Source organism: Ruegeria sp. CI1, from assembly GCF_056536925.1.
In genome coordinates, this window is the sequence record NZ_JBQFQP010000003.1 from 59,993 (window position 1) to 85,420 (window position 25,428).

The following is a 25,428-nucleotide window of genomic DNA, read 5'->3' on the forward strand; positions in this document are numbered from 1 at the left end:
TTGCGCAGGCACGGGCGACCTGTCATGGTGAGAGCAGGAGAATCCGCCATGGCAAAACCTTCGTCCAAATCCTCTGCACTCATCATCGGCGCCGGTACCGGCCTGTCCGCGTCTTTTGCCCGGGAACTGGCCCATGCCGGTTACGCGGTGCATCTGGCCGCGCGGGATACGTCCGATCTCAAGGACTTGGCATCCGAAATCCATGCCAGAACACACGAACTGGACGGCACGAATGCCGACGGTGTCGCCGAACTGGTCGAGTCCATTCCGGGGGAATTGCGCGTCGCCTGTTACAACCCCTCTGCCCGCCAGCGCGGGCCGATTGCCGACCTCGAACCCAAGGCCGTGCGCAAGGCGATCGAGGTGACGGCCTTTGGTGCCTTCCTTCTGGGTCACTTCGCGGCGAAACGCATGCTGATGCAAGGCTTGTCGGATGGCCGGCGGGGCACGATCCTGTTCACCGGCGCCTCGGCCGGGGTCAAGGGGTTTCCCCAATCGGCCCCGTTTGCGATGGGCAAGTTTGCCCAGCGGGGCCTTGCGCAATCCATGGCGCGCGAGTTGCATCCAAAGGGCATCCATGTGGTCTGGGTCAACATCGACGGTGCGATCCGCAGCGCCGCGCGGGCCGAACCGGCGGACGCCCCAGACAGCATGCTGAACCCCGACGCCATTGCCCGCGAATACATGCACCTGATTGATCAGGACCGCTCCGCATGGTCGAACGAGCTGGATATCCGGCCCTGGGTCGAGAACTTCTAGTCTGCAGGCCGCAGCGCCACCTTGCGCATGTCGCTCGGCGCCATCCCGTCGTTAAACCAAGAAACTGGCCACGCTGATGAAACGATCCGTGCAACACAGTTGTCTGAAATAGGTTTTTTCTTCCAAGTAGTTAGCCGCGCGAAACGGGTCCACGAAACTCATCGTTGCAGCCATGTTGAAACTCGGCGTGACGATCACCAGCAGCCGGGATTCGTTTTCCTCATTATTTGCCATTTGGCCGAGACCTCGTGTGCTGGCGTGGACTTCAGAAAACAGCCTTTGCAACCGGCGCGCAAGATCGCTCGGGGCGGACGGCATTCCAACCTGCATTCTAGCCCAAAAGCAGTTGATCGCCCATGTCGGCAACGTGCTCTCGCCGCCTCAACAGACCGGGATTGCCGCTTTGCAGACTTGATTTGGCGAAAAAATTTGGCAAGGCTGAGTTTATGAACATGCAGCCTCCAAGCCCGTTTGCTGCGGGTCCGGCCCAGATGCAGGTCGCGTTCGACCGGCGCGAAATGTCTTTGATCCTCTCTGTCTATGGCCGGATGGTGGCTGCGGGAGAGTGGCGTGACTACGGCATCTCGAACCTGCGTGACATGGCCGTCTTCTCGATCTTTCGGCGCACTGCCGAACATCCGATCTATCGCGTAGAGAAACATCCCCGTATGCGCCAGCGGCAGGGATTGTATTCGGTGGTGGGAATGGACGGGCGCATCCTGAAACGCGGCCATGATTTGCGCACGGTTCTGCGGGTGCTGGAACGCAAGCTGATCCGGGCGATCGATACCGACTAAAGCCTTTTGTGGGCCGTGACCGGGCCGTCGCCCTGCGCTTCGATTCGGGCAATTGCCGTATCCAGTGGTTCGTACTGCACCGCCATGTGATGCGCATTCGCGTGCAGCAAGGTCTCAGGATCGGCCATCCAGGCGACATGGCCTTTCCAGAACAACAGATCGCCGCGCCGGTGTGCGGTTCCGGCGGGCAGGGCCGTACCCAGGGCGCGTTCCTGATCGCCGCTGTCGCCGGGGCAGGGGATGCCGCACGCCAGCAAGGCCGCCTGCACCAGCCCCGAACAGTCGATGCCCGCCCGGCTGTTGCCGCCCCAAAGGTAGGGCGTACCCAGAAACAGCGCTGCGACCGAAACCGGATCGTCGAATTTCGTGCCGATCCCGACCAGATGAACCGCAGGCACAAACCCCGCGTCGGTTTCGATAAAACCATTGGTTTCCGAGCGGGCCGCCAGCCTGCTTCCGAAACTCAGGCAAACACGTTCAGCGCTTTTCATATCGGGCCGCGAATAGGCATGCGTGGCCGGTGCCGCGACCCAGTGCGTGGGTTGTTGCGCATCACCCAGCACCTCCGACCGGACCCAGCCGGGATAGCCGTCCTTTTCCGATAGTATCCGGTTCCAGTCGCCGGTGACCTCTTTGACCGTCACCACATCGCCATACAGCAACTGGCGGTCGCGCGGGCCGTCGGGGCGGCGAAGCAAATCGGTGACCGGAACATGGATGCCTTGCACGCTCATGATTTCAGCAGGTCTGGCAGCGCCTCCAGCAGGGCGCGGGGGCCTTGCCCGAACCCTCCCTTGCTGCGCCCCGGAGCCTTGGATTTCTGCCAGGCGAAAATGTCGAAATGCATGTACCGGCTGGCGGTCACGAACCGCCGCAGGAACAGCGCTGCCGTGATCGATCCGGCAAACCCGCCCGACGGTGCGTTGTCCAGATCAGCGATGCCCGGTTCGATCAGTTCTTCATAAGGGTCATGAAACGGCATCCGCCACACCGGGTCGGCCACCTTTGACGCGGCCTGCGCCAGCACCTGCGCCGCCTCGTCGTCGTCGGTATAAAACGGGGCCAGGTCTGCCCCGACTGCCACGCGCGCCGCACCCGTCAGCGTCGCCATCGAGATCACCAGATCCGGCTGGCCCTCGTCCGCCAGCGCAAGCGCGTCGGCCAGCACCAGCCGCCCTTCGGCGTCGGTGTTGTTGATCTCGACCGTCAACCCCTTGCGCGAGGTCAGGATATCGCCGGGGCGAAATGCGTTTCCGGCCACCGAATTTTCCACCGCCGGGATCAGCACCCGCAGCCGGATCGGCAGGGCCAGCGCCATGATCATTCGCGCCAGCCCCAGCACATTGGCCGCCCCGCCCATGTCCTTTTTCATCAACCCCATGGCCGAAGCAGGTTTCAGGTCCAGCCCGCCGGTGTCGAAACAGACCCCTTTGCCGACCAGCGTCAGGCTGGGTCCGCTGTCGCCCCAGGTCATCTCGATCAGCCTCGGGGCCTGCCCGGCGGCGCGCCCTACGGTATGGATCATGGGAAAATTCCGGGCCAACAGGTCGTCGCCGATGATGGTCTCGCACCGCGCCCCGAACTCGGCCGCCAGCCCCTCGGCCGCTGATTGCAGGTGGTCCGGCCCCATGTCGGATGCCGGGGTGTTGATCAGATCGCGGATCAGGGTTTCGGCATTGGCAATGGCCTCGATCCGGGTGGCGTCAACGCCTTCGGGGGCGACAAGCGTGGCCTTGGCCGGCGATTGCGCGGCATAACGGTCAAAGGCGTATCCGGTCAGCAGCCATCCAAGCGCCTCGTTGGCGGTATCCTGATCGGCCAGCCCCGAGACGATCCGATAACTGCCTTTGGGCAGCTTTTCGGCGGCGGCGGCCAGCGGAAACCGCTTGCGCGCGCGCTTGGTCGCGTCGCCGTACCCGGCCAGCGCAAATCGCACCGCGCCTTCGCGGCCCGGCACCAACAGCGCCTGTCCCAGTGCGCCGGTGAACCCGTTGGACGCTACCCAACCCCGAACCTCGCTGCCCTGCGCATCCAGCCAGGCATCAAGCGCGGCCTGTTCAATTACATGCAGGTGCAGGGCGTCGTCGGAGGGAGGGGCAAAAGACAGGGGCATGAACGGCTCGCTTGGTTGAGGTGCGGCCAGACTACCTTGCGCCGGGGCGCCTGCAAGCCATTTCAGATCGAAAGATGCCGTTGGTCCCAAACCGCAACCAACGACTGCTCGCCGACCCGGATCAGGCGGAACAGCGTGGCGCTGGCGGCGACGTGGTCTCCGGCATCCACGGCTTCTGACACATCTCCCGCCACGCGGGTCAGCGCCGTCATGCCGACCTGTTCGGCAATCGCCACCAGCGAGCGTGCGGCCTTGCGCAGACCCAGCCAATCCCGTTGTCGCCACATGAGTTCGCATCGCGACAGCCGCAGGGCCAGCTCTTCGATGGCGCGGCATACCACATCCTCGGCGCCCGAATCGCCCAGCTGATCGTAAAGATTTCCCAGAGGGTCCGGATCCAGTCGCACGGTTTCCCTCTGAACGAGTGTGATCACTTTCTCCACCACGTTCACCCCAATAAAGTCGCACCCCCACGGCACGGTCGCATCCTCGCGCCACAGTGGTTGGCAAAAGGTTTCGGCAAAAGTGGATAATGTCTCGAATTTTGTTTCAATTCGGATTAGATCACGCTGCAGCACAGAAAACCTTGGGGATTTACTGGAATGGACTTCGCTAAACCTCTGCCGAATTATCTGGTCAAGCGCTACCATGGCTGGAAAGCCACGACCTATGCCGAGAACGAGGCCTGGTACCGCACATTGGCCAACGAAGGGCAGCATCCGCGCGCCATGGTGATCTCCTGCTGCGACAGCCGGGTGCACGTCACATCTATCTTCGGCGCCGATCAGGGCGAATTCTTTATCCACCGCAACATTGCCAATCTGGTACCGCCCTATGCGCCCGATGGCGATCACCACGGCACCAGCGCGGCCATCGAATATGCGGTCACCGCGCTGAAGGTCGCGCATCTGATCGTGCTGGGCCATTCGCAATGCGGTGGCGTTCAGGGCTGTATCGACATGTGCAAGGGGCAGGCGCCACAGCTTGAGGCCAAGGAAAGCTTCGTCGGGCGCTGGATGGATATCCTGAAACCGAAATACGATCTGGTTGCCGATCTCAAGGACAACATCGAACAGGCCCGCCAGTTCGAGAAACAGGCCGTGGTGGCCTCGCTGGAAAACCTGATGACCTTCCCGTTCGTCGCCTCCGCCGTCGAGGCCAAAAGCCTCAGCATTCACGGCCTGTGGACCGACATCGGCGCAGGCGGATTGCAGAGCTATGATCCTGCGAAAGGAAAGTTCGAACCGGTCTGAGTGACCCGGGCGCCGACCTTCGGCGCCCGAACCGCTTCTGGAAATCAGCCCAGCCGCCGCGACAGGAACGTTCCGTCTGCGATTGATGCCTGGTCCGCGCGCAAGCGCCCGGTCAGCTCTGCATCACCGCCGGTTTGCCCCCATTGACCAAAGTGCACGTGGTCGGTGATCGCGCGGCGCGGCAGCCAACCGGCCTTTTCAAGTTCCGGCCTGTCGTGAAAACCACGGACCAGCCCGACACAAAGATATGCGACGGGTACAACCTCGGCAGGCAGGTTCAGCACCTCTTTCAGCGCGCCATTGTCAAGGATCGACACCCAGCCCACCCCCAGCCCCTCGGCTCGTGCCGCCAGCCAGAAATTCTGTACCGCACAGACCGACGAGAACATGTCCATCACCGGTATATGAGTGCGACCGATCACCACCGGCCCGGAGCGGCTGCGGTCGCAAGTGATGCAGATGTTGATCGGCGCCTCGAGGATACCTTCCAGCTTGAGCTTGCGATAAGTGTCGCGCTGCTCGACCGGGAACATCAGCGCGGCCTCAGCATGGGCCTTGGCAAACAGCTCATGCACCTGCCGGCGCATATCACGGTCCTGCAGGATCAGGAAATCCCACGGCTGCATGAATCCCACCGATGGCGCGTGATGCGCCGCCAAAAGGACACGGCTCAACCGGTCTTCGGGTATCGGGTCCGGCAGGAAATCCCCGCGGGTGTCGCGACGGTTGAGGATGGTTCGATAAACCGCTTCGCGGCTCGCCTTGTCAAAAGCGTCGGGCGCCATCAGCGCCGGTTCGGTGGTAATGGCCATCGGAGTCCCCTTGGATGGTCCCGCGCCGCCCGCCGTCCACGCAGGCTGCGCCATCCCTTCCGGCCGGTCTTCTGACTCGGGATCTTCCCGCGCGAACCCCTTCCCGGCCAAGGCCAGTGGTTCATGTCCGCACAGTCCCCCTTACAGCGTTGGGCACGTCGCGGGTTTGCACCGCGTTCCCGATTCTCCCGCACGGGCGGGCACCGAAAGGTGGCCGGACATTAGTCGGTCACGCAGGCAGGTCAACGAAAAAGGGGCACGGTTTCCGCGCCCCTGACATTCCCAATCCGAAGGAGCTTCACCCCTTCTTCAGAACTTCCCGTCCCAGCAGCTCGGCGATCTGCACCGCGTTCAGCGCCGCGCCCTTGCGCAGGTTGTCGCTGACGCACCACAGGTTAATGCCGTTCTCGATGGTCGAATCCTGGCGAATGCGGCTGATGAAGGTGGCGAAATCGCCGACGCATTCCACCGGGGTGACATAGCCACCGGCCTCGCGCTTGTCGATCACCATGATGCCGGGTGCCTCGCGCAGGATGTCGCGCGCCTCGTCTTCGTCCAGGAACTCCTCGAACTCGATGTTCACCGCCTCGGAATGGCCCACGAAGACCGGAACGCGGACGCAGGTCGCGGTGACCTTGATCTTGGGGTCGACGATTTTCTTGGTTTCGGCGACCATCTTCCACTCTTCCTTGGTCGAGCCATCCTCCATGAAGACGTCGATATGCGGAATGACGTTGAAGGCGATCTGCTTCTGGAACTTCTTCGGCTCGACCTCGGTGATCGGGTTGTAGACGGCCTTGGTCTGATCCCACAGCTCGTCCATGCCTTCCTTGCCCGCGCCCGACACCGACTGATAGGTCGATACCACGACGCGTTTGATCCTGGCACGGTCATGCAGCGGCTTCAGCGCAACCACCATCTGCGCGGTCGAGCAGTTGGGGTTCGCGATGATGTTCTTCTTGGAATAGTCGTGGATCGCCTGCGGGTTCACTTCCGGCACGATCAGCGGAATGTCCGGGTCATAGCGATAGAGCGACGAGTTGTCGATCACGACACAGCCCGCCGCCGCCGCCTTGGGCGCATAATCCTTGGTCGCGGCCGAACCCACGGCAAACAGCGCCATGTCCCAGCCGGTAAAGTCAAAGGTGGCCAAGTCCTGGGTCTTGATCGTCTTGTCGCCAAAGCTGACTTCGGTGCCCAGCGAACGACGGCTTGCCAAAGCGGCAATTTCGTCCACGGGGAACTGGCGCTCGGCCAGGATGTTCAGCATTTCGCGGCCCACGTTGCCCGTGGCGCCGACGACGACGACGCGATAGCCCATGTCTTGTCTCCTGAGTTAAGGACGCGCGTTCATAGCACCCTTTGTCGCAGAAGAAAGGGGGCAGGCGGCGTATTTGCGTCCCTGACGTCAATTTGAGGCGTGGCGCTGTGTCTCAGCCCCCGGCCAGAAGGCCCTCATAGACCTCGACCAGCGCATTTGCTTCGCCCTCGATATCAAAATGCGTCTCTACATGGGTGCGGGCCGCCACTCCGGACCGGGCCAGAGAATCGCGGTCCGCCAGCATCTCCGCCGCCGCGCCGGCCAGCGCCTGAATGTTGTTCGGGGCCACGACGCGGCCCAGCGACGGGTCGGTCACGATTTCGGAAAACGCGCCCACATCGGTGGCCACCACCGGCACACCGCAGGCCATCGCCTCCAGCGGGGTCAGGCCGAACCCTTCCCATCGCTGGGGGGCGATGAACAGGTCCAGCACCTGATACCATTCCGCGATCCGGTCCACGGTGACCTCGGGCTTGAACAGGATGCGGTGGGCCAGCCCGGCGTCTGCGACCTTCTGTTTCAGATCGTTCAGAAAGCCGGTGTGCTGCTCGGTCGCCCGGCCCATGACAATGCCCGATACATCGTCGAACCGCCCACACAGATCGATCATCGCATCGACAAAGGCATCCGTGCCTTTCTGGTGCCGGATGCGGCCATAACAGCCCAGCAATATCCCGTCGGGCAGCCCCAGTTGCGCCCGCACGGCGGCGCGATCCTTGGGCGGGGTGAAATCCTGCAGGTTGATCCCGTGCATGATCACGCGCGCGTCCCGGTCCAGATACCCGGCGGTCTTGCGCGAGGTCGCCACCACCGCGTCCATCTTCGAGATCAGCCACTTGGTGTAACCCGTGTGCCGCCGCTGCGAGGCGCTGGTGAATAGCAGCTTCAGGCGCATCCGGAACATCCCCCGCAGGATCAGACCCAACAGCATTTCCGTGTTCCGCCGTGCATGCCAGACCCTGAGAGGTCGGCGCGGCAGGAACGGTACCTTTGCCAGCGGTATATGCGGGATGTCATCGGGCAATCCGGGGCCGGTGGCGACAATACCGATCTTTTGGGCCTGCAGAGGAACCAACCGCGCAATGGTCGCCGTCACGCCGGAAAGCCTGCGTTTCAGATTTGGGGCGATGACACGCACGTCTTGCAATTGATGCTCCTGTTCCGGTGGTTTCAGGTCAGTCGACGCTGTCGCGGCTGAACAGGTATACCGCGCAACCAAGGCCAAGCGCGACCGCAAAAAAGCCAAAAATCAGCACGTAAGGCGCAGTCGCGCCCGCCTCCACGGTTGCCGCGTGTATCCGTCCGGTCAGAAACTGCATGATCCCGACGCCACCGATGCCGAACAGGTTCAACAGCGTCACACCTCGCCCGACCAGATGTGCCGGAATGAAGGCGCGTCCATGCGCCATGATCACCGGGAAGGATGCCCCCATGAACCCGATCACCGCCATCAGCACGACCGAGGACCAGACCGCGTGATCGATCCACAGGCACAGGAGGCCCAACGCGACGGCGCCCAATACGTTGCCTCCGAAGATCACCCATTTCCGGGTGCCCAGGATCCGGTCCAGCGGGCCATAGCTGAAGGTTCCGGCAATCATCGCCGCCCCCATGATCAGCGTCGCCTGCCCGATCTGCGAGGTGGTCAGATCGAAAACGTCCCGCAAATACGGCCCTGCCCAAAGCCCCCGCAGCGCCGCCGAGGGCGCATAGGCCACCAGCATCAGCGGCAGAATGGCCCACAGCCGCGGTTCTCTCAGAAGATCCAGAACCGATCCCTTTTGCTCGGAATCAATCCGTTCGGGATCATGCACCGTCATCCAGATTCCAACCGCCACAGCCGACGAGATTGCGGCCAGCCCGGCCAGCGTCGCACGCCAGCCCATCAGCTCCACCGCCAGCGCGGTCGGGTACGAGGCGACAAGATTGCCAACCGAACCCACGCCAAGCATCACCGCCGCCAGCGTGGCGAATCTGGCCGGGGCAAACTCGCGCGCGAAAATGTAATAGGACGCCATCAGAACCGGCGAGCACCCGACGCCGATCAGCACCATGGCAAGGCTCACGTGAACCGGCGCGGTTGCCGCCGCAAACAGGGCCGCGCCGCCGCCACCGCCCAGCAGCAGCAACACCGCTGCCGTCCGTCGCGGCCCGATCCGGTCCAGCGACCAGCCGACCGGAATTTGCATCGCGGCGAAAGTCAGGAACCAAAACCCCGAAGCGGCGGCCAGATCGTCTGGTGCCGCGCCAATGTCGCGGCCAAGATCGGCGGTCAGCACCGCCAGAAAGGCGCGAAAGAACTGGCTCAGCACATAGGCCAGACACAATACAACCAATCCAGCCCGCATGATCCGCTCCGATACCTGTCTTGTTAAGGATGGTTGACACGTCCCGCCACATTGCACAAGCGTGTGTCTGGTTGCGTGATTGCTGGTCATCACCGCATTCGTGCTACTTTGACGTCTATGCAGGGGACAAGGGCAATGATCGGCGAGCAGGGCGGGTTTTATGCCACGCTTGCGCCCGTGCGCGATTTCGCCGAGCTGGCCGAGCCCGCGCGGTTCACCCCGCTGCCGCCGGATTGGGTGGTTGGTGTGGCCGATATCGTCGATTCCACCGGCGAGATTGAACGCGGGCGATACAAGACCGTCAACATGGTTGGTGCCGCCGTGATCTCGGCCATGATGAACGAAGTGTCCGAACAGCCGTTTCCCTTTGTCTTCGGGGGTGACGGCGCGGCCTTTGCGGTTCCGGGCTCACTGGCTGCCCGCGCGCATCAGGTGCTGGCAAACCTTCGGTGTTGGGCCAAGGAGGAATTCTCGATCTCGCTTCGCGCCGCCCTGGTGCCGCTGAGCGACATCCGCGCCATGGGCAGCGATGTTCGCGTTGCGCGACACGCAGCATCGGACGGCGTCGATTACGCCATGTTTTCAGGCGGAGGGGTCAGCTGGGCCGAGTCGCGGATGAAATCCGGCGCCTATGAAATCCCGCCCGCTGCTCCGGGCGCACAACCGGACCTGACCGGTTTGTCCTGCCGTTGGGCCAACAGCCGGGCAAAACATGGACAGATCGTGTCCATCGTCATTCAGCCAACCGCCCGCGCGTCGGATCGTGACTTTGCCGACCTGGCGCGGCGGGTGGTTCAGGCCGTGGCCGGGCTGGAGCGTAACGGCCACCCGGTTGCCGCCTCCGGTCCGCCGCTCCGCTGGCCCCCGCCGGGGCTGAGCATTGATGCCCATGTTTCTCGTGCCGGCAGCAATCTGGCGTTCAGAAAATTACTGGTGCTGGGACAAAACCTGTTGATCTGGCTTCTGTTCAAGTCTGGCCGGCATCTCGGTTCGTTCGATCCGGGCCATTATCGGCGCATGGTCACGCAGAACACCGATTTCCGCAAATTCGACGACGGGCTTAAAATGACGCTCGACTGCGATCAGGCATCGCTCGACACGATCGGGATGCTTCTGGAAGAGGCCCGGGCGCAGGGAAAGATCCGCTATGGCCTGCACGCCCAGGACGAGGCGATGATGACCTGCATCGTGCCGTCGGCCACGCGCGATGACCACATGCATTTCATCGACGGGGCTTCGGGCGGCTATGCCAGGGCCGCCGCCGCGATGCGCGGCTGATCCGGCCTATTTCGCCTTCCACTTGGCCGACAAGGCGCGCGCGCTCTGGGCCAGTACCAGCACGTCGATGCCCACCGCCAGAAATTGTGCGCCCATGTCCAGATAGGCCTGTGCCGCCTCTTCGCTGGTACCAAGGATGCCCGGTGCCTTGCCCGCATCCTTGATCCGGGTGATCGCGGCCTCGATGACCGCGCGCACTTCGGGCGCGGCGCTGTTGCCCTGAAAGCCCATGTCCGTCGACAGATCAGCCGGGCCGATGAACACGCCGTCGATACCCTCGACCGCAAGGATGTCATCCAGCGCGGCGATACCCGCGCGGTTCTCGACCTGCACCAAAAGACAGACCTCGTCATCGGCGGTCTGGATATACTCGCCAATCGTTCCGAACATGGTGGCCCGCGTCGCCGTGGCGCCCACACCGCGCGTACCTGTTGGCGGATAGTGACAGGCGCGCACCAGTTCCCGGGCCTGCTCGGCGCTTTCCACCATGGGCACCAGAACGGTTTGCGCACCCGCGTCCAGCACCTGCTTGATGATCCAGGTCTCGCCGATGGGCACCCGCACCACCGTATGCGACGGGCTGGTCGCCAGCGCCACCAGCTGATCTCGGATCGACCGGATATCGTTGGGGCTGTGTTCGCCGTCGATCACCAGCCAGTCGAACCCGGTTGTGCCCATGATCTCGGCGGTGGAGGCCTCGGCAAAGCTCATCCAGCAACCGATCAGGCGGTCGCCGCGCAATAGGGCCTGTTTGAAACTGTTTTTTGGTGCGGGCATGCGGGCCTCTCAGTATCTGGGGTTTGCGGACAAGCTACGCCTTTCCGGGCGCAAGTCCATCAGGGGACAGCGATCGCGCGATTTCGGTGATCACCTCAAAGGCCATCCTCACGTCGTCCTCGGTGGTTTCGAACTGTCCCGCCTGAAACCGGATCACCAGATCGCCATCGACTCGGGTCTGTGTCAGATAGATGCGGCCATCATCGTTGATCGCATTTACCAGCCGCAGGTTCAGATCGTCCAGATCGTCCGCACCATCCGGCGCAAAGCGGAAGGTCCACAATGACCACATCGGCGGTGTCACGATTTCGAAATCCGGTTCCGCCGCCAGCTGGTCATGCAGCTTGCGCGACCATTCGATATGGTTTCGCAGCCGCTGGCGCAGCCCCTCCAGCCCATAGGCGCGGATCACGAACCACAGCTTCAGTGCCCGGAACCGGCGACCCAATGGCACCGACCATTCGGAATAGTTGATGATCCCGTCCCGTCCATGCGTCTTGAGGTATTCCGGGCTGATCGCCAGCGTCTGCACCAGATCGTCGGGGTTTTTCAGGAAATGCGCGCAACAATCGAATTGCACTCCCAGCCATTTGTGCGGGTTGAACACAATGCTGTCGGCCTTTTCGACGCCGGTCCAATAGTGGCGATAGTCGGGACAAATCATTGCCGAACCCGCCCAGGCGGCATCGACATGCGAATAAAGCCCGTATTTCGTTGCGATCTCCAGGCATCGGTCCACCGGGTCCGTCGCCCCGGTGCCGGTGCCGCCCACGCACAGGATCACGCCTGCCGGGTGCAGCCCGGCTGCAAGATCAGCCCGTATCGACGCCTCCAATGCCTCGGGATCCATCCCGCGCCAGTCGCCCTTGATCGGAATGCGGACCAGGTTGTCCTGTCCGATCCCCGCAACCCAGATCGCCCGGTCGATCGAAGTATGAACCTCGGACGAACAATAGACGCGCAGCGGCGTCTGCCCGAACAGCCCGTGCCGGTTGCCCTGCCAGGCAAGCGCCTTTTCACGCATGGTCAGCACCGCCGCCAGCGTCGCGGAGGAGGCGGAATCCTGAATGACACCGGCAAATCCCTCGGGCAGATCCAGCGCCTGCCGCAGCCAGTCCATCATCCGCGTTTCCATCTCGGTTGCGGCGGGTGAGGTCTGCCACAACATGCACTGCGGCGCGATGGCGCTGGTCAGGAACTCGGCCAGAACCGACGGGGCCGAGGCATTTGCGTTGAAATAGGCAAAGAACCGGGGGTGCTGCCAATGGGTGATGCCCGGCATCACGATCTCTTCGAAGTCTTCAAAGATCGTTTCGATCCGTTCTGGGCTTTCCGGCGGTGACGCGGGCAGGGCGTCCAACACCGCGCCCGGCTCCGTCCGGGCGCGCACCGGGCGATCCGCGACACTCAGATGATAGGTCTGCGCCCAGTCCGCCACCTTGCGGCCCCATGCGCCGAATTCGTGCCACTTCATCGCCCACTCCGCTCTGCCGGGTCCGGTATTCGTCCGCACCTTAGTGCCAATCTGGTTGCCACAGTCACAAAAAATACTTAACAAGTCAATCAAGTGTGGTGATTTGACCAGCCCCGGCAATCACTCACTGGTTGCTAACCAACAGGAATTGAGCAAAGATTCTTTCATGAGCCAAGACCTGCCACTGACCTCAAGATCCCTTCCCATCGCGCTGCTGCGCGCGCGTGAACGGGTGATGGGGCCGATCCGGGCGATGCTGGCCGATGTCGGTATCACGGAACAGCAATGGCGCGTGCTGCGGGTGCTTCAGGAAGAGGGCCCGCAAGACCCCACACGCATCGCCGACCGGGCCTGCCTGCTGCTGCCCAGCCTCACACGCATTCTGCAAAAGCTCGAGGAAAAGGAACTGATCGAACGCCGCCCCGACGCCCATGACCGCCGAAAACAGGTCATCAGCATTCGCGACGGCGGTCGCCAGATCATCAGCCGGAACCTCAGCACCAGCATCCGCGCCGCCGAGCGCATTCGTGCGCAGATGGGACCCGAGCGTTACGAAACCCTGCTGGATCTGCTCAACGAACTGCATGACATAGACGAGTGACCGGGGAACACGTCCGCGAACGATCTCCAGCAGCCCCGAATTGTCCCGCCGGGAATAAGGGGGGCTATCCCCGGCGGGGTGGCCAGGATGATACAGGTTACTTGACCTGACCACAGGCCGGGAGGTCCTGGTCGAAACCGGACATCCGGCCTTTAGCAACAAGGCATGCGTGGCCTGAAATGAGACCGCCCATTTCACAGAGAAGCTTGGGTGCGGGTTCTCTGGTGGGTGTGCCCTGTAGCATTCCTGCGCCGTCACTTGCGTGAGTGGCCGTGTTCCTTCATGTCCCGAAAAAGGTCTGACTGGGTTTTGCTACCCCAATTCTTGGTGGACCTGGCGCAGTTCCTGCCCTACCGCGCATCATGGCAGGAAACAAAGCCGCAAGGCTCCACCTTTAGGTTGAAATTAGCGCGCGCATCCTTGCCGCCAAGGCTGCAGCGCGAAAAATCATTGATCACGTTTGCGTTTGTTCCGGGTGTTTCCTCCAAAGCGGGACGTGTCCCACCAATACTCCGAATCCGTCCAATCGGCGGACAGGAAATCGGACGAAACCGAATCTGCGCGAATTCGCGCCACTGCAACCATCGGTTGTCGGCAGAAACTGGCGCGTGCAGCCCGGTGATTCCATTCAACCGGCGACTCGGCCCTTCCTGACGGCTCAACCTTGCGTCAAACCAAATGCCCCATAAGATACAACCCGGTGCACTGCGCATGGGGGGAGGGTGTCTTGTCACAGAAACTGGGAACGCTGGAAGACCTGCCGCAGGATTACCGAGACGACATGGAACGCGCGGGCGTCGCCCCCTTGTGGCCGATGATGCGCAACGTCCTGCCGCATGGCGAACCGCAGCCGGTCACCCGCCCGGGCTATTGGAACTACGACACGGTTCGCCCCCTTCTGCTGCGCGCCGGAGAGCTGACGCCGGTCGAAAAGGCCGAGCGCCGGGTGCTGGTCCTGTCCGATCCCGGCCGCGGCGTCGGCGCGATGCAGGCGACCTCGACCATCTATCTGGGCCTGCAGCTGCTGTTGCCCGGAGAACAGGCGCCAGCGCACCGCCACACCCCCTCTGCCGTCAGGATCGTGGTCGAAGGCACTGGTGGTTATACCGTGGTCGATGGCGAACGGCTGCCGATGGACGCGGGTGATCTCGTGCTGACCCCGGGCGGGGAATGGCACGACCACGGTCACGACGGCGACGGCCCCGTCGTCTGGCTCGACGCTTTGGACTTGCCGCTTTTCGTCTATCTCGAGGGCTCATACGCCATCGAGGGAGAGTTGCAGGCACAGCGCAACCGCCCCGATGCCAGTCAGGTCGAATACCGCGCTGCGGGTCTTGCACCATCCCGGCGCCCGCGCCAGACCGCCCGCCGTTACCCGATGATGCGCTATCCCTGGTCCGAAACCGAAGCGGCCTTGCGCCAGATGGCAATCTATGGCGAAGGCGTCACCGAACTCGACTACATCAACCCTGAAACCGGCAACGACGTGCTGCCAACTCTGGGTTTCACCGCGATGATGCTGAAAAAGGGCGAACGCCACGCGCCGCCTTTCCGCTCCGCCTCCTGCGCCTTTCATGTCATCGGCGGCGAGGGCGAAACCACCATCAACGGCAAGACCATCCTCTGGGGGCCGAAAGACACGTTTACCGCCCCGGTCTTTGCCGACATTGCCCACAAGGCCGGGACCGAGGCCTTCCTGATCCGCATTCACGACCGTCCCCTGCAGGACAAGCTTGGCTATTACGAGGAGCGCCCGAGATGAGCGACAGCCTGTTCACCCTTCCCCCTGTTCCGGGCATCCCGGTCAGGGGCGAATCCGCGACCTACCCTATCGGGCGGATTTTCTGCGTGGGCCGCAACTATGCCGCGCACGCGGCCGAGATGGGCAACGAAGTGGATCGCGAAGCGCCGTTCTACTTCACCAAATCCGCCCCCAACGCCATCCTGACAGGCGCGTCGGTGCCCTATCCGCCGGGGACCGAGAACTATCACTATGAAATGGAACTTGCATTTGCCATTGGCAGGCCGGTGTTCCGCGCCAGCCGGGACGAGGCCTGGGCGGCCGTCTATGCCTATGGCTGCGCGCTCGACATGACCCGGCGCGACCTGCAAATCCGCGAACGCAACAAACAGCGCCCCTGGGATCTGGGCAAGGATGTGGAAAACGCCGCCGTTTTTGCGCCGCTGACCAAGGCGGGCGACTGGTCGCCGGATGACGGCAAACGCATCCATCTTCAGGTGAATGGCGAATCCCGTCAGGATGCCACGCTGTCCGAGCTGATCTGGAAGATCGACGAAATCGTCAGCCATCTGTCCGGCTTTTATCATCTGCGCCCCGGCGACCTGATCATGACCGGCACGCCGGCGGGCGTGGGGCCGGTGATCGCCGGCGACCTGATCACCGGCAGCATTGACGGGCTCGACCCGATCGAATTGAACCTGACCGAGGCCGAATGACCCATGTCAGACCGGATCGTCATCGCGGGCGGCGGGATCGGGGGGCTGGCGGCCGCCATTGGCCTCGCCCAGCGGGGGCAGCGGGTTCTGGTGCTGGAAAAAGCCGGTCAGTTCGGCGAAATCGGGGCGGGAATCCAGCTGGGTCCGAACGCCTTCCACGCCTTTGACTATCTGGGCGTCGGTGACGCGGCGCGGGCGATGGCGGTCTATATCGACAACCTGCGGCTGATGGATGCCCTGACCGGCGACGAGATCACCCGCATCCCGCTGGATGACGCCTTTCGCACGCGCATGGGCAACCCTTATGCGGTCGTGCATCGTGGTGAATTGCACGGCGTGTTCCTCAGGGCCTGTCAGGATCACCCGCTGGTCGAATTGCGCACCAACAGCGCGGTTCAGGGATACGAACAGGACGATACTTCGGTTACCGCGATCCTTCATGACGGAACCCGCGCCGCAGGCAAGGCGCTGATCGGCGCCGATGGTCTGTGGTCAAAAGTGCGCGCGCAGATGCGCGACGACGGGCCGCCGCGCGTGTCCGGGCACACCACCTATCGGTCGGTGATCCCGGTCGAGGACATGCCCGAGGATCTGCGGTGGAACGCCGCGACGCTGTGGGCCGGTCCCAAGTGCCATATCGTGCACTATCCGCTGTCGGGCTGGAAAAGCTTCAACCTCGTTGTGACCTATCACAACGACGCGCCGGAACCGGTCGCGGGCAAACCGGTCGCCCATGACGAGGTGCGCCGGGGATTCGAACATGTCAGCCCCAGGGCGCAACAGGTGATCGACAAGGGACGGGACTGGAAACTGTGGGTGCTGTGCGACCGCGACCCGGTCATGGAATGGACCGACGGGCGCGTTGCCCTGCTCGGCGACGCCGCGCATCCGATGCTGCAATACTTCGCCCAGGGCGCCTGTATGGCGATGGAGGATGCCGTTTGCCTGTCCGCGCTTTTCGTGGCGGGGGGCGAAGTGGAGGGGATATTAAACACCTATCAGGACAGACGACGCTTGCGTACAGCCCGCGTTCAGTTGCAGTCTCGGGAAATCGGAGAACACATTTATCACCCCGCCGGGGCACACGCGGCGCTGCGAAACACGATCATGAGCGCCAGATCCCCCGACCAGTGGTACGATGCGGTCGAATGGCTGTACGGCAGTACCGGCCTCGAGGGCGCGGTGTTCGCCTGAACAGAGAGTGAGCAATATATTGCATTATGCAAAGATATGGGCATTATATTGCTAAAAAGAGGGGTCAAAGGGAGGATAACATGACCTATCGGAGAACGCTTTTGGGCGTCATCGGCGGCGCGGCCGTTGCGGCGCTGGCCACGGGCTTCAGCGCCTCTACCGCGCTGGCCCAGGAAGTGACGCTGAAACTGCACCAGTTCTTGCCGGCGCAGGCCAACGTGCCGAAACTGGTTCTGGATGTCTGGGCCGACAGTGTCGAAGAGGATTCGGGTGGCCGCATCAAGGTGGAACGCTATCCCTCGATGCAGCTGGGCGGCAAGCCGCCGGAACTGATGGATCAGGCGATCGACGGTGTGGCGGATGTGGTGTGGACCGTGGTCGGCTATACGCCGGGCCGTTTCCCCTCGACCGAAGTATTCGAACTGCCCTTCATGATGACCAATGCACGCGCCGTGTCGCGCGCCTATTGGGAAATGTTCGAAAAACACATGAAGGATGACGAATTCAAGGATGTCCACATCCTCGCCACCTGGGTGCATGGTCCGGGCATGATCCACACCTCCGAACCGGTGGAAAGCCCCGAAGACCTGCAAGGCATGAAGATCCGCGGCGGCTCGCGCTCGGTCAACTCGCTTTTGACCAAGCTCGGCGCGACCCCGGTCGGCATGCCGGTGCCCGCCGTGCCCGAGGGGCTCAGCAAAGGCGTGATCGACGGCACCACCATCCCATGGGAAGTCACCACTGCCCTGAAGGTGCCGGAACTGGTCGAGAACCACACCGAATTCGAGGGCCGCGCATTGTATACGCTGACCTTCGTTCTGGCGATGAACAAGGCCAAATATGACAGCCTGCCGGATGATCTGAAAAAGGTGATCGACGACAATTCGGGTCTCGAATTCTCGGTCTTCGCCGGTGGCACGCAGGCTGATGCCGATGGCCCCGCTCGACTTGTCGCTGAGGACCTGGGCAACAACATCATCACCATCGACCAGGCCGGTGTCGAGGAATGGCGCGCCCTGGCGCAGCCGATCTATGACGAATGGATCGCCGACATGGCCTCCAAAGGCAAGGACGGTCAGGCCCTGCTCGACGAAGCGCAGATGCTGATCGACAAATACACGCCGGACTATTCCAACTGATCCGGCCCATCGCAACCGGTCGCGGCGCCCCGGCGCCGCGATCCAATGGCCCCCGCAAAAGATCGAGGTCCAATGCATAGACTGATGAAGGGGTTGGCCAGAACGCTGGCCATCATCGGCGGGATCGTCCTGAGCCTCCTGATCCTGCTGACCTGCGTGTCCATTCTGGGCCGCTTGCTGAACGGGTTTTTCCACGGCGACATGATGCAAAGCCTCGCGCCCGGATTGTCCGACTGGGCCATCGGCATGGGCGTCGGCCCGGTCAACGGCGATTTCGAACTGGTCGAGGCAGGCGTCGCCTTTGCCATTTTCTGCTTTCTGCCCCTGTGCCAGATCACCTCGGGACATGCTTCGGTCGATATTCTCACCAACGTCTTCTCCAACGGCTTCAACCGCTTCCTGCGCATGGTGACCGAGATCATTTTTGCCGCTGTTCTGATCCTGATCGCGTGGAAACTGTTCGACGGCATGATCAGCAAAAAAGAGTATCACGAAACAACCTTCCTGCTGCAGTTCCCGATCTGGTGGGCCTATGCGCTCAGTTTCGCTGCGGCGCTGGCGGCGGCGGCGGTTGGCGTCTACATGGCTGGCGTTCGTACCTATGAATTCTTTACCGGCCGCATCCTGATCCAGGATGGGGTGGAGGCACTGCATTGACTGCTCTGGAAATCGGAATTGCCTCCTTCCCCGCCCTGATGGTGCTGATCTTTCTGCGCGTGCCCATCGGGCTGGCGATGTTTCTTGTGGGGTTTGTCGGCCTGGTTCTCGTGACCGACGGCACACAGGTGGCCTTTGCCCGGCTCAAGAACGAGACCTACACGACCTTTTCCAGCTATTCGCTGACCATCGTGCCCATGTTCCTGCTGATGGGGCATTTTGCAACGCTGGGCGGCATGTCCAACGCGTTGTTCAAGGCGGCCGAAGGCTGGCTGGGTCACAAAAAGGGCGGCGTTGCCATGGCCGCGATCGGGGCCTGCGCCGGGTTCGGCGCGATCTGCGGCTCGTCGCTGGCAACGGCCGCCACCATGGGCCGCGTCGCTCTGCCGGAACTCAAGCAATACGGTTACGCCGGCGGGTTTTCCACCGCGACTTTGGCCGCCGGCGGTACGCTGGGCATTCTGATCCCACCCTCCGTGGTGCTGGTGATCTATGCGATCCTGACCGAACAGAACATCGCCAAGCTGTTCCTTGCGGCTTTCATCCCAGGTATTCTTGCGGCTGTGGGCTATGTCATCGCCATCTCGGTCTACGTCCGCCTCTATCCCGAAAGCGCGGGCACCCGCCCGCCGGTTCCCTATGCCGAACGCTTCGCGGCGCTGATCCAGGTCTGGCCGGTCCTGCTGGTCTTTGGGCTTGTGGTGGGTGGCATCTATCTGGGCTGGTTCACCCCGACCGAGGGCGCGGCAGTCGGCGCATTCGGCACCGGCGTCATCGCCTTTTTCAACGGCGGCCTGACGCTTGCGACTCTGGCGGACAGTTTTCTGGTGACGGCCCGCTCGACCGCGATGATCTTTTTCATCGTGTTGGGTGCGGGCTTCTACAACGGTTTCCTCGCCCTCACGCAGGTACCGCAGGAACTGTCGAATTACGTGGTCAGTCAGGGTTTTTCGCCCTGGGTCGTCCTGGCGCTGATCCTGTGTTTCTACCTCGTCTTCGGTTGCCTCATGGACAGCCTGTCGATGATCCTGCTGACGATCCCGATCTTTTTCCCGGTGATCTCGGCGATGGATTTCAATTTCGTCTCGCTGGCGGCGATGCAGGCCCAGGCCGCGATGGAAGTGCTGAATGTCGGCGTGCCCGACGGCATGGGTATCGAGATGCTTGCCTCGATTCAGGATGCCATCGCCACCGGCACCGAACTGACACGCGAACAGATGAAAGAGCTGGGCATTCGCGTCACCCGTGGCATGGCCAACCGGCTTGAGGCGGAACAGGTCGCTATCTGGTTCGGCATCCTCGTGCTGATCGTGGTCGAGGTCGGCCTGATCACACCGCCGGTGGGCATGAACCTGTTCATCATCAACGCCATGGATCAGACAACGCGCATGATCGACACCTACAAGGCGGTTCTGTTCTTCGTGGCCTCCGACATCATCCGGGTAATCATCCTTGTCGCCTTCCCGGTGATCACGCTGTTTCTATTGCCGGGCTGAGAACGTTCAACCCGGTCTGACCTGTCGCGCACCGGCCCAGCCGGAACGCGGCGGTGTGGGAGAGGGCGATGGCACAGTATGTTGCACATGACGTTATCCGCGAGGACAGGGGCGATGGCGCGATCCTCCTGCGCTCGGCCCACAAGCTGCCCGAACCCGCCCACAAGACGACCGACTGGCTGCACCGCTGGGCCGCCGCCTGTCCCGAGGCGGTGTTTCTGGCCGAACGCAGCGGACCGGGCTGGCGCGAACTGCGCTATGCCGAGGCGCTGGACCGGGTGCGCGCCCTTGCCGCCGGTCTGCTGTCGCGCGGTATGGGGTCGGATACGCCCATCCTCATCCTCTCGGGCAACAGCGTCGACCACGGTCTGCTCAGCCTTGCCGCGCAATATGTCGGGATTCCCACGGTGCCGGTGGCCGAGCAATATTCCCTGATTCCCGGCGCGCTCAAACAACTGCACCACATCCTCGACCTGATCCGCCCGTCGATGATCTATGCCGAGGATGGCGAAACCTTCGCCGCAGCCCTTGGCATGGAGGGCATGGGCGGACGCCAGATTGCAGTTTCACGCAACGCAGGGCAGGGGATGTCCCTGCTCTCCGACCTTGCAGCCGCCAGCGCCGATATCGACGCCGCCGCCGCGCGGGTCGGCCCGGATACGGTGGCCAAGATCCTGATGACATCCGGGTCCACGTCGAACCCCAAGGGCGTTCTGACGACCCAGGGCATGATGTGCGCCAATCAGGCGCAATACACGCAGGCCCTGCCGTTCCTCTCAGAACGCCCACCGCGCCTGGTGGACTGGCTGCCCTGGAACCATGTCTTTGGCGGCTCGAACAACTTCAACCAGATGCTGGCTTTCGGCGGTGCGCTTTATATCGACGGCGGCAAGCCCGCTCCGGCGCTGATCGGCAAGACTTTCGAGAACAACCGCCTGATGAACGGTACCATCGCCTATAACGTGCCAGTGGGCTTTGCCCAGCTCCGCAACGAGATGCGGCAGGATGAGGCGCTGAAACGCAACTTCTTCGCCGATCTCGACATGCTGTTCTATGCGGGCGCGTCGCTGGCACCGGATGTCTGGCAGGATCTGACCGACATGGCGCTCGAGGTGCGAAAGGAACCGCCCCTGATCACCACCTGCTGGGGCATGACCGAAACGGCGCCCGCCTGCATCTTCCAGCATGTTCCGGCCAACCTGCCGGGCATCGTCGGGGTGCCGCTGCCGGGCGTCACGGTCAAGCTCGTCCCCGAACAGGACGGGCGGTACGAGGTGCGCGTCAAAGGCCCCAACATCTTCCCCGGCTATCACAACGACCCCGTCAAGACCGCCGAGGCGTTCGACACAGACGGCTTCTTTTGCAGTGGCGACGCCATGACGCTGGTGGATGCGGCCTACATGAATCGTGGCCTGCGCTTCGCTGCCCGTATCTCCGAGGATTTCAAACTCGCCTCGGGCATCTGGGTGCGCGCCGCCGCGCTGCGCCTCGAACTGCTTGCCGCGCTTGCGCCGCTGGCCGCCGATGTCATCGTGACCGGACCGGATCGCGAAGAGGTCGGCCTGATGATCCTTCCGACACCAGTGCTGTCCAAGGGTCTGAAGGCGCACGAGGGCACCTTCCTGCCCGGAGACAAGGCCGCGGACATCTCGGCACGGCTCGGCAAGGCCAACGGCGACAAAGGCTCCTCCGCCCGCATCACCCGCGCCCTGATCCTGTCCGAACCGCCCTCGATGGCGGATGGCGAGGTCACGGCCAAGGGCAACCTGAACTTCGCCAAACTGCTCGCCCGCCGCGCCGCGTTGGTCAAGCGGCTGTACGACACCGCCGATCCGGCGACAATTTATGTGCAATAAAATGCATGAAGGGAAAATTCAGATAGGCACTATCTTGCATAAATGAGTTTAAAGTGCATTATTGCCACCCGAGGGGAGAGGGTGCGCGTGGGCCGGTCGTCAGGGCTGCCCGCGTGCATTCCCCGGGGACATCACTGGGAGGAGCGACCATGAGCGGAAACGCCGCGCAGTACTTTGTGGACCGGCATGTCAGCGAGGGCAACGGATCCCGCCCTGCCTTTCGCGAGGCCGCCGGGCAAAAGCGCACCATGACCTATGGAGAGTTGGCCGATGCCTCGGCCCGCGTGGCTGGCGCCCTGTCCCGCGCCGGCATCCCGCGCGAGGCCCGCGCCGCCATGCTGGTGCTGGATCAGATCGAATTTCCGCCGATCTTCTGGGGCTGCCTCAAAGCCGGCGTTGTTCCTGTTCCGCTCAATACCCTGCTGGCTGCCCCGGTTTATGACGTGATCCTCAACGACAGCCGCGCCACCTGCCTGTTCGTGTCGCAGGAGCTGTGGCCCGTGGTGCAGCCCGCCGCCCAGGCTTCGCCCCACCTGACCCATATCGTGGTGATCGGCACCGCCCCGGACGGCACGCAAAGCTTCGATACCTTCATGCAGGGCGCGTCGCCCGCCGAAACTGTCGAGGCCTCGGACGACGACACCGCATTCTGGCTCTACTCCTCCGGCTCCACCGGCCAGCCCAAGGGGGTGCGCCATGTGCACGGCAGCCTCAGGGCCACCGCCGACACCTATGGTGCGCAGGTGCTGCAGATCGAACCGGATGACGTTATTTTTTCCGCCGCCAAACTGTTCTTTGCCTATGGCCTTGGCAACGGAATGACCTTTCCGATGTCGGTGGGCGCCGAAACCATCCTGTTCAACGGTCGCCCGACCCCCGAAGGGGTGGTCGGGATCATCGCCACCGAAAAGCCCACCATCTTTTGCGGTGTCCCGACCCTTTACGCCGCGACCGTGGCGCTTTTGGAAAAACAGGGCGCCCCGGATGTGCAACTGCGCCGCTGCATCTCGGCGGGCGAGGCGCTTCCAGAAGAGATCGGGCGCGGCTGGAAACGGCTCTGGGGCGTCGATATCCTTGATGGCGTCGGTTCCACCGAAATGCTGCACATCTTCCTGTCGAACGCGCCCGGCGATGTCGAATACGGCACCTCGGGCCGCCCCGTTCCGGGTTACGAAGTGCGGCTGGTCGACGAGGACGGCGCCGATGTCGGCGTCGGCGGTCTGGGCGAACTGCTGGTGCGCGGCGCGTCCGCCGCCGATGGCTACTGGAACAAGCGCGACAAAAGCCGCGCCACGTTCGAAGGCGAATGGACCCGCACCGGCGACAAATACGAACTGACCTCCGAAGGGCGATATGTGTATTGCGGGCGCACCGATGACATGTTCAAGGTTTCGGGCATCTGGGTTTCGCCCTTCGAGGTCGAACAGGCCCTGATCTCGCACCCCGCCGTGCTGGAAGCCGCGGTTGTTGCGGCCCGCGATTCTGACGGGCTGGAAAAACCCAAGGCTTATATCGTGCTGAAACAGGATGGTTCGAACGGGCTGGCCGACGAGTTGCGCACCTTCGTCAAGGACAAGGTCGGCAAGTGGAAATACCCCCGCTGGATCGATTTCGTTGATGACCTGCCCAAGACCGCCACCGGCAAAATTCAGCGCTTCAAACTGCGGGAGGACGGGTGATGTTCGACTGGGCGCAAACGCCTTCGCAGCCGCTGACCGTCAATGGTGTTGCGCTTGAATATGCCTGTTACGGCCCGCCACCGGATCAGACACCAACCATCCTCCTGCTGCACGAAGGGTTGGGATGCGTCGCGCTGTGGCGGGATTTCCCGCAGGCTCTGGCAGATCGTACCGGCCTTGGTGTGCTGGTCTATTCCCGGCAGGGATACGGTCAGTCCGATCCGATCAGCCTGCCGCGCCCGATCCATTTCATGACGGACGAGGCGGTGAATGTCCTGCCGCACATCCTCGATCAGGCGGGCATTCAGCACTGTATCCTGTTTGGTCATTCCGACGGCGGCACCATCGCCGCGATCTATGCCGGCAGCGTCGAGGATTTCCGCGTGCGCGGCCTGATCCTCGAAGCGCCGCATTTCTTTACCGAACCGATGGGTCTGGCCGAGATTGCCCGCGCGCGCGAGGCGTTTCAAACAACCGACCTGGGCGACCGGATGGCCAGATACCATCGCGATCCCGAAGGGGCGTTTCGCGGCTGGTGCGATGTCTGGCTCGATCCCGATTTTACAGGCTGGAACGTGGCAGAGGTCATCGACTATATCCGCGTGCCCATCCTGGCCATTCAGGGCCGGGACGACCAATACGGCACTCTGGCGCAGATCGACGAGATCGAGGCCCGAACATATTGCCCCGTCGACACGGTGATCCTCGATTGCCGTCATGCGCCGCACAGCGAAGCGTCCGAACAGACGATGGAGGCGGTGGCAGAATACTGCACCCGCCTTCTGCGTATCGAAGCCGCAGAAATCATCACGGCCTGATCATGACCGTCACCCGCGACATGGCGCCTTACATCCCGGGTCTGACCGCGCGGCCTGCCTCGGACGCCTTCGCGGCAATCCGCGACACCGTCACCCCGGATATGACCGTCAATGACATCGCTGCGTCGGAAGCATGGCGCGCCGGGTGGGAGCTGTTGGAGCAGGGATGTTTCTGGGAAGCCCATGAAGTGTGGGAGCCGGTTTGGCTGAGCCTGCCGCCCAACTCGGTCGAACGGCATTTCGTTCAGGCCTGCATCCAGTTTGCAAACGCCTGCCTGAAACACCGGATGCAGCGCCCGCAAGCTGCCGCCCGCCTTGTCAAGCTGGCGCGCGAGCACCTGAAAAGTTGCAGGGACCGTGGCGTTATTCTCGGCATTGATTCCAGTGAACTGGACCAGAGATTGGACCGGATTCGGCCGGATTTTCGGGATGTGCAAAATAATGCATAAATTTATGACTGAAAAAGACGCATTTTTGCCTAATGATTCTAATACTTTGAAAAATATGGCGTGAAAATATGCATTATTTTGCCTATTGCTACTTGCTGAACCCCGAGCTGCGCAATAAACTGCACCGAAATGTCCCTTTGAGGAGCCTGA

Annotated in this window: 25 protein-coding genes and 1 riboswitch; of the genes, 15 read left to right on the top strand and 10 right to left on the bottom strand. The window is 62.6% G+C overall.

What is annotated here, in order from left to right; all coding sequences use genetic code 11:
• The first annotated feature begins 48 nt into the window (after positions 1–48).
• Positions 49–759 (top strand): SDR family NAD(P)-dependent oxidoreductase, encoded by a 711-nt coding sequence (locus ACR0LZ_RS04055; protein WP_480748500.1) that lies wholly within the window; start codon positions 49–51, stop codon positions 757–759.
• A gap of 51 nt (positions 760–810) precedes the next feature.
• Here the strand turns inward: ACR0LZ_RS04055 and ACR0LZ_RS04060 are convergent, their stop codons facing one another.
• A complete protein-coding gene (locus ACR0LZ_RS04060) occupies positions 811–1,077 on the bottom strand; it encodes a hypothetical protein (protein WP_480748501.1) in 267 nt (88 codons plus the stop codon).
• Between the two features lie 128 nt (positions 1,078–1,205).
• Between ACR0LZ_RS04060 and ACR0LZ_RS04065 the strand changes: the two genes are divergently transcribed.
• On the top strand, positions 1,206–1,556 hold the full coding sequence (locus tag ACR0LZ_RS04065; protein WP_480748502.1) for a DUF2794 domain-containing protein: 351 nt from the start codon (positions 1,206–1,208) through the stop codon (positions 1,554–1,556).
• Here the strand turns inward: ACR0LZ_RS04065 and ACR0LZ_RS04070 are convergent.
• The 3 genes from ACR0LZ_RS04070 to ACR0LZ_RS04080 all read right to left on the bottom strand — a co-directional run bounded on the left by ACR0LZ_RS04070 (position 1,553) and on the right by ACR0LZ_RS04080 (position 4,121).
• On the bottom strand, positions 1,553–2,290 hold the full coding sequence (locus ACR0LZ_RS04070; RefSeq protein WP_480748503.1) for a C40 family peptidase: 738 nt from the start codon (positions 2,288–2,290) through the stop codon (positions 1,553–1,555). The genes ACR0LZ_RS04065 and ACR0LZ_RS04070 overlap by 4 nt on opposite strands.
• Positions 2,287–3,669: a leucyl aminopeptidase family protein gene (locus ACR0LZ_RS04075; RefSeq protein ID WP_480748504.1), complete on the bottom strand. Its 1,383-nt coding sequence runs from the start codon at positions 3,667–3,669 to the stop codon at positions 2,287–2,289. Before ACR0LZ_RS04075 ends, ACR0LZ_RS04070 begins: the two co-directional genes overlap by 4 nt.
• 62 nt (positions 3,670–3,731) lie before the next feature.
• Positions 3,732–4,121, bottom strand: coding sequence for a hypothetical protein (locus tag ACR0LZ_RS04080; RefSeq protein ID WP_480748779.1), 390 nt, complete (start codon positions 4,119–4,121; stop codon positions 3,732–3,734).
• Positions 4,122–4,271: 150 nt separating this feature from the next.
• Here ACR0LZ_RS04080 and ACR0LZ_RS04085 point away from each other — a divergent pair, with 150 nt between their 5' ends.
• Positions 4,272–4,922: a carbonic anhydrase gene (locus tag ACR0LZ_RS04085; protein ID WP_480748505.1), complete on the top strand. Its 651-nt coding sequence runs from the start codon at positions 4,272–4,274 to the stop codon at positions 4,920–4,922.
• Between the two features lie 44 nt (positions 4,923–4,966).
• Here ACR0LZ_RS04085 and bluB read toward each other — a convergent pair whose 3' ends face one another.
• The 4 genes from bluB to ACR0LZ_RS04105 all read right to left on the bottom strand — a co-directional run bounded on the left by bluB (position 4,967) and on the right by ACR0LZ_RS04105 (position 9,403).
• Positions 4,967–5,734, bottom strand: a complete 768-nt coding sequence (gene bluB / locus ACR0LZ_RS04090) for a 5,6-dimethylbenzimidazole synthase (protein ID WP_480748506.1) — start codon at positions 5,732–5,734, stop codon at positions 4,967–4,969.
• A 44-nt stretch (positions 5,735–5,778) separates the two neighbouring features.
• A riboswitch (cobalamin riboswitch) is annotated at positions 5,779–5,957 on the bottom strand.
• A gap of 75 nt (positions 5,958–6,032) precedes the next feature.
• A complete protein-coding gene (locus tag ACR0LZ_RS04095; RefSeq protein ID WP_480748507.1) occupies positions 6,033–7,055 on the bottom strand; it encodes an aspartate-semialdehyde dehydrogenase in 1,023 nt (340 codons plus the stop codon).
• 112 nt (positions 7,056–7,167) lie between these two features.
• Positions 7,168–8,202, bottom strand: a complete 1,035-nt coding sequence (locus ACR0LZ_RS04100) for a glycosyltransferase family 4 protein (protein WP_480748508.1) — start codon at positions 8,200–8,202, stop codon at positions 7,168–7,170.
• Between the two features lie 28 nt (positions 8,203–8,230).
• Entirely contained in the window at positions 8,231–9,403 is a 1,173-nt protein-coding gene (locus ACR0LZ_RS04105; protein ID WP_480748509.1) for an MFS transporter, read from the bottom strand.
• Between the two features lie 135 nt (positions 9,404–9,538).
• On the opposite strand from ACR0LZ_RS04105, the gene ACR0LZ_RS04110 reads away from it, so the two are divergent.
• Positions 9,539–10,681, top strand: a complete 1,143-nt coding sequence (locus ACR0LZ_RS04110; RefSeq protein WP_480748510.1) for a DUF3095 domain-containing protein — start codon at positions 9,539–9,541, stop codon at positions 10,679–10,681.
• 6 nt (positions 10,682–10,687) lie between these two features.
• On the opposite strand, the gene ACR0LZ_RS04115 is transcribed toward ACR0LZ_RS04110, so the two are convergent.
• Together ACR0LZ_RS04115 and ACR0LZ_RS04120 are read right to left on the bottom strand one after the other, a co-directional pair.
• Positions 10,688–11,458: an HpcH/HpaI aldolase family protein gene (locus ACR0LZ_RS04115; protein ID WP_480748511.1), complete on the bottom strand. Its 771-nt coding sequence runs from the start codon at positions 11,456–11,458 to the stop codon at positions 10,688–10,690.
• A gap of 34 nt (positions 11,459–11,492) precedes the next feature.
• Entirely contained in the window at positions 11,493–12,932 is a 1,440-nt protein-coding gene (locus tag ACR0LZ_RS04120; protein WP_480748512.1) for a pyridoxal phosphate-dependent decarboxylase family protein, read from the bottom strand.
• Between the two features lie 166 nt (positions 12,933–13,098).
• Here ACR0LZ_RS04120 and hpaR point away from each other — a divergent pair, with 166 nt between their 5' ends.
• The 11 genes from hpaR to ACR0LZ_RS04175 all read left to right on the top strand — a co-directional run bounded on the left by hpaR (position 13,099) and on the right by ACR0LZ_RS04175 (position 25,278).
• The gene (gene hpaR, locus ACR0LZ_RS04125; RefSeq protein ID WP_480748513.1) at positions 13,099–13,533 is read left to right on the top strand and encodes a homoprotocatechuate degradation operon regulator HpaR; all 435 of its coding nucleotides are present in this window, start codon (positions 13,099–13,101) and stop codon (positions 13,531–13,533) included.
• Positions 13,534–14,260: 727 nt separating this feature from the next.
• Complete coding sequence (locus tag ACR0LZ_RS04130; protein WP_480748514.1) at positions 14,261–15,295, top strand: cupin domain-containing protein; 1,035 nt, start codon at positions 14,261–14,263, stop codon at positions 15,293–15,295.
• Positions 15,292–15,990, top strand: a complete 699-nt coding sequence (locus ACR0LZ_RS04135; protein ID WP_480748515.1) for a fumarylacetoacetate hydrolase family protein — start codon at positions 15,292–15,294, stop codon at positions 15,988–15,990. The genes ACR0LZ_RS04130 and ACR0LZ_RS04135 overlap by 4 nt, the downstream gene beginning before the upstream one ends.
• Positions 15,991–15,993: 3 nt before the next feature.
• Positions 15,994–17,184 carry a 3-hydroxybenzoate 6-monooxygenase gene (locus ACR0LZ_RS04140; protein ID WP_480748516.1) on the top strand — a complete coding sequence of 397 codons (1,191 nt, stop codon included), beginning with the start codon at positions 15,994–15,996 and terminating at the stop codon, positions 17,182–17,184.
• Positions 17,185–17,264: 80 nt separating this feature from the next.
• Positions 17,265–18,323: a TRAP transporter substrate-binding protein gene (locus ACR0LZ_RS04145; protein WP_480748517.1), complete on the top strand. Its 1,059-nt coding sequence runs from the start codon at positions 17,265–17,267 to the stop codon at positions 18,321–18,323.
• Between the two features lie 72 nt (positions 18,324–18,395).
• Positions 18,396–18,980 carry a TRAP transporter small permease gene (locus tag ACR0LZ_RS04150; RefSeq protein ID WP_480748518.1) on the top strand — a complete coding sequence of 195 codons (585 nt, stop codon included), beginning with the start codon at positions 18,396–18,398 and terminating at the stop codon, positions 18,978–18,980.
• Entirely contained in the window at positions 18,977–20,476 is a 1,500-nt protein-coding gene (locus tag ACR0LZ_RS04155) for a TRAP transporter large permease (RefSeq protein ID WP_480748519.1), read from the top strand. Before ACR0LZ_RS04150 ends, ACR0LZ_RS04155 begins: the two co-directional genes overlap by 4 nt.
• Before the next feature lie 68 nt (positions 20,477–20,544).
• On the top strand, positions 20,545–22,332 hold the full coding sequence (locus ACR0LZ_RS04160; RefSeq protein ID WP_480748520.1) for a feruloyl-CoA synthase: 1,788 nt from the start codon (positions 20,545–20,547) through the stop codon (positions 22,330–22,332).
• A 149-nt stretch (positions 22,333–22,481) separates the two neighbouring features.
• Positions 22,482–24,011, top strand: a complete 1,530-nt coding sequence (locus ACR0LZ_RS04165; RefSeq protein ID WP_480748521.1) for a benzoate-CoA ligase family protein — start codon at positions 22,482–22,484, stop codon at positions 24,009–24,011.
• Positions 24,011–24,829, top strand: coding sequence for an alpha/beta fold hydrolase (locus tag ACR0LZ_RS04170; RefSeq protein WP_480748522.1), 819 nt, complete (start codon positions 24,011–24,013; stop codon positions 24,827–24,829). Before ACR0LZ_RS04165 ends, ACR0LZ_RS04170 begins: the two co-directional genes overlap by 1 nt.
• Positions 24,830–24,831: 2 nt before the next feature.
• Positions 24,832–25,278: a DUF309 domain-containing protein gene (locus ACR0LZ_RS04175; RefSeq protein WP_480748523.1), complete on the top strand. Its 447-nt coding sequence runs from the start codon at positions 24,832–24,834 to the stop codon at positions 25,276–25,278.
• Positions 25,279–25,428 lie beyond the last annotated feature (150 nt).

Excerpts from the sequence above, each read along its gene's own strand:
- ACR0LZ_RS04055 (WP_480748500.1), top strand. The coding sequence starts at position 49 with ATGGCAAAACCTTCGTCCAAATCCTCTGCACTCATCATCGGCGCCGGT.
- ACR0LZ_RS04060 (WP_480748501.1), bottom strand. The coding sequence starts at position 1,077 with ATGCCGTCCGCCCCGAGCGATCTTGCGCGCCGGTTGCAAAGGCTGTTT.
- ACR0LZ_RS04065 (WP_480748502.1), top strand. The coding sequence starts at position 1,206 with ATGAACATGCAGCCTCCAAGCCCGTTTGCTGCGGGTCCGGCCCAGATG.
- ACR0LZ_RS04070 (WP_480748503.1), bottom strand. The coding sequence starts at position 2,290 with ATGAGCGTGCAAGGCATCCATGTTCCGGTCACCGATTTGCTTCGCCGC.
- ACR0LZ_RS04075 (WP_480748504.1), bottom strand. The coding sequence starts at position 3,669 with ATGCCCCTGTCTTTTGCCCCTCCCTCCGACGACGCCCTGCACCTGCAT.
- ACR0LZ_RS04085 (WP_480748505.1), top strand. The coding sequence starts at position 4,272 with ATGGACTTCGCTAAACCTCTGCCGAATTATCTGGTCAAGCGCTACCAT.
- bluB (WP_480748506.1), bottom strand. The coding sequence starts at position 5,734 with ATGGCCATTACCACCGAACCGGCGCTGATGGCGCCCGACGCTTTTGAC.
- ACR0LZ_RS04095 (WP_480748507.1), bottom strand. The coding sequence starts at position 7,055 with ATGGGCTATCGCGTCGTCGTCGTCGGCGCCACGGGCAACGTGGGCCGC.
- ACR0LZ_RS04105 (WP_480748509.1), bottom strand. The coding sequence starts at position 9,403 with ATGCGGGCTGGATTGGTTGTATTGTGTCTGGCCTATGTGCTGAGCCAG.
- ACR0LZ_RS04110 (WP_480748510.1), top strand. The coding sequence starts at position 9,539 with ATGATCGGCGAGCAGGGCGGGTTTTATGCCACGCTTGCGCCCGTGCGC.
- ACR0LZ_RS04115 (WP_480748511.1), bottom strand. The coding sequence starts at position 11,458 with ATGCCCGCACCAAAAAACAGTTTCAAACAGGCCCTATTGCGCGGCGAC.
- ACR0LZ_RS04120 (WP_480748512.1), bottom strand. The coding sequence starts at position 12,932 with ATGAAGTGGCACGAATTCGGCGCATGGGGCCGCAAGGTGGCGGACTGG.
- hpaR (WP_480748513.1), top strand. The coding sequence starts at position 13,099 with ATGAGCCAAGACCTGCCACTGACCTCAAGATCCCTTCCCATCGCGCTG.
- ACR0LZ_RS04135 (WP_480748515.1), top strand. The coding sequence starts at position 15,292 with ATGAGCGACAGCCTGTTCACCCTTCCCCCTGTTCCGGGCATCCCGGTC.
- ACR0LZ_RS04140 (WP_480748516.1), top strand. The coding sequence starts at position 15,994 with ATGTCAGACCGGATCGTCATCGCGGGCGGCGGGATCGGGGGGCTGGCG.
- ACR0LZ_RS04145 (WP_480748517.1), top strand. The coding sequence starts at position 17,265 with ATGACCTATCGGAGAACGCTTTTGGGCGTCATCGGCGGCGCGGCCGTT.
- ACR0LZ_RS04150 (WP_480748518.1), top strand. The coding sequence starts at position 18,396 with ATGCATAGACTGATGAAGGGGTTGGCCAGAACGCTGGCCATCATCGGC.
- ACR0LZ_RS04160 (WP_480748520.1), top strand. The coding sequence starts at position 20,545 with ATGGCACAGTATGTTGCACATGACGTTATCCGCGAGGACAGGGGCGAT.
- ACR0LZ_RS04165 (WP_480748521.1), top strand. The coding sequence starts at position 22,482 with ATGAGCGGAAACGCCGCGCAGTACTTTGTGGACCGGCATGTCAGCGAG.
- ACR0LZ_RS04170 (WP_480748522.1), top strand. The coding sequence starts at position 24,011 with ATGTTCGACTGGGCGCAAACGCCTTCGCAGCCGCTGACCGTCAATGGT.
- ACR0LZ_RS04175 (WP_480748523.1), top strand. The coding sequence starts at position 24,832 with ATGACCGTCACCCGCGACATGGCGCCTTACATCCCGGGTCTGACCGCG.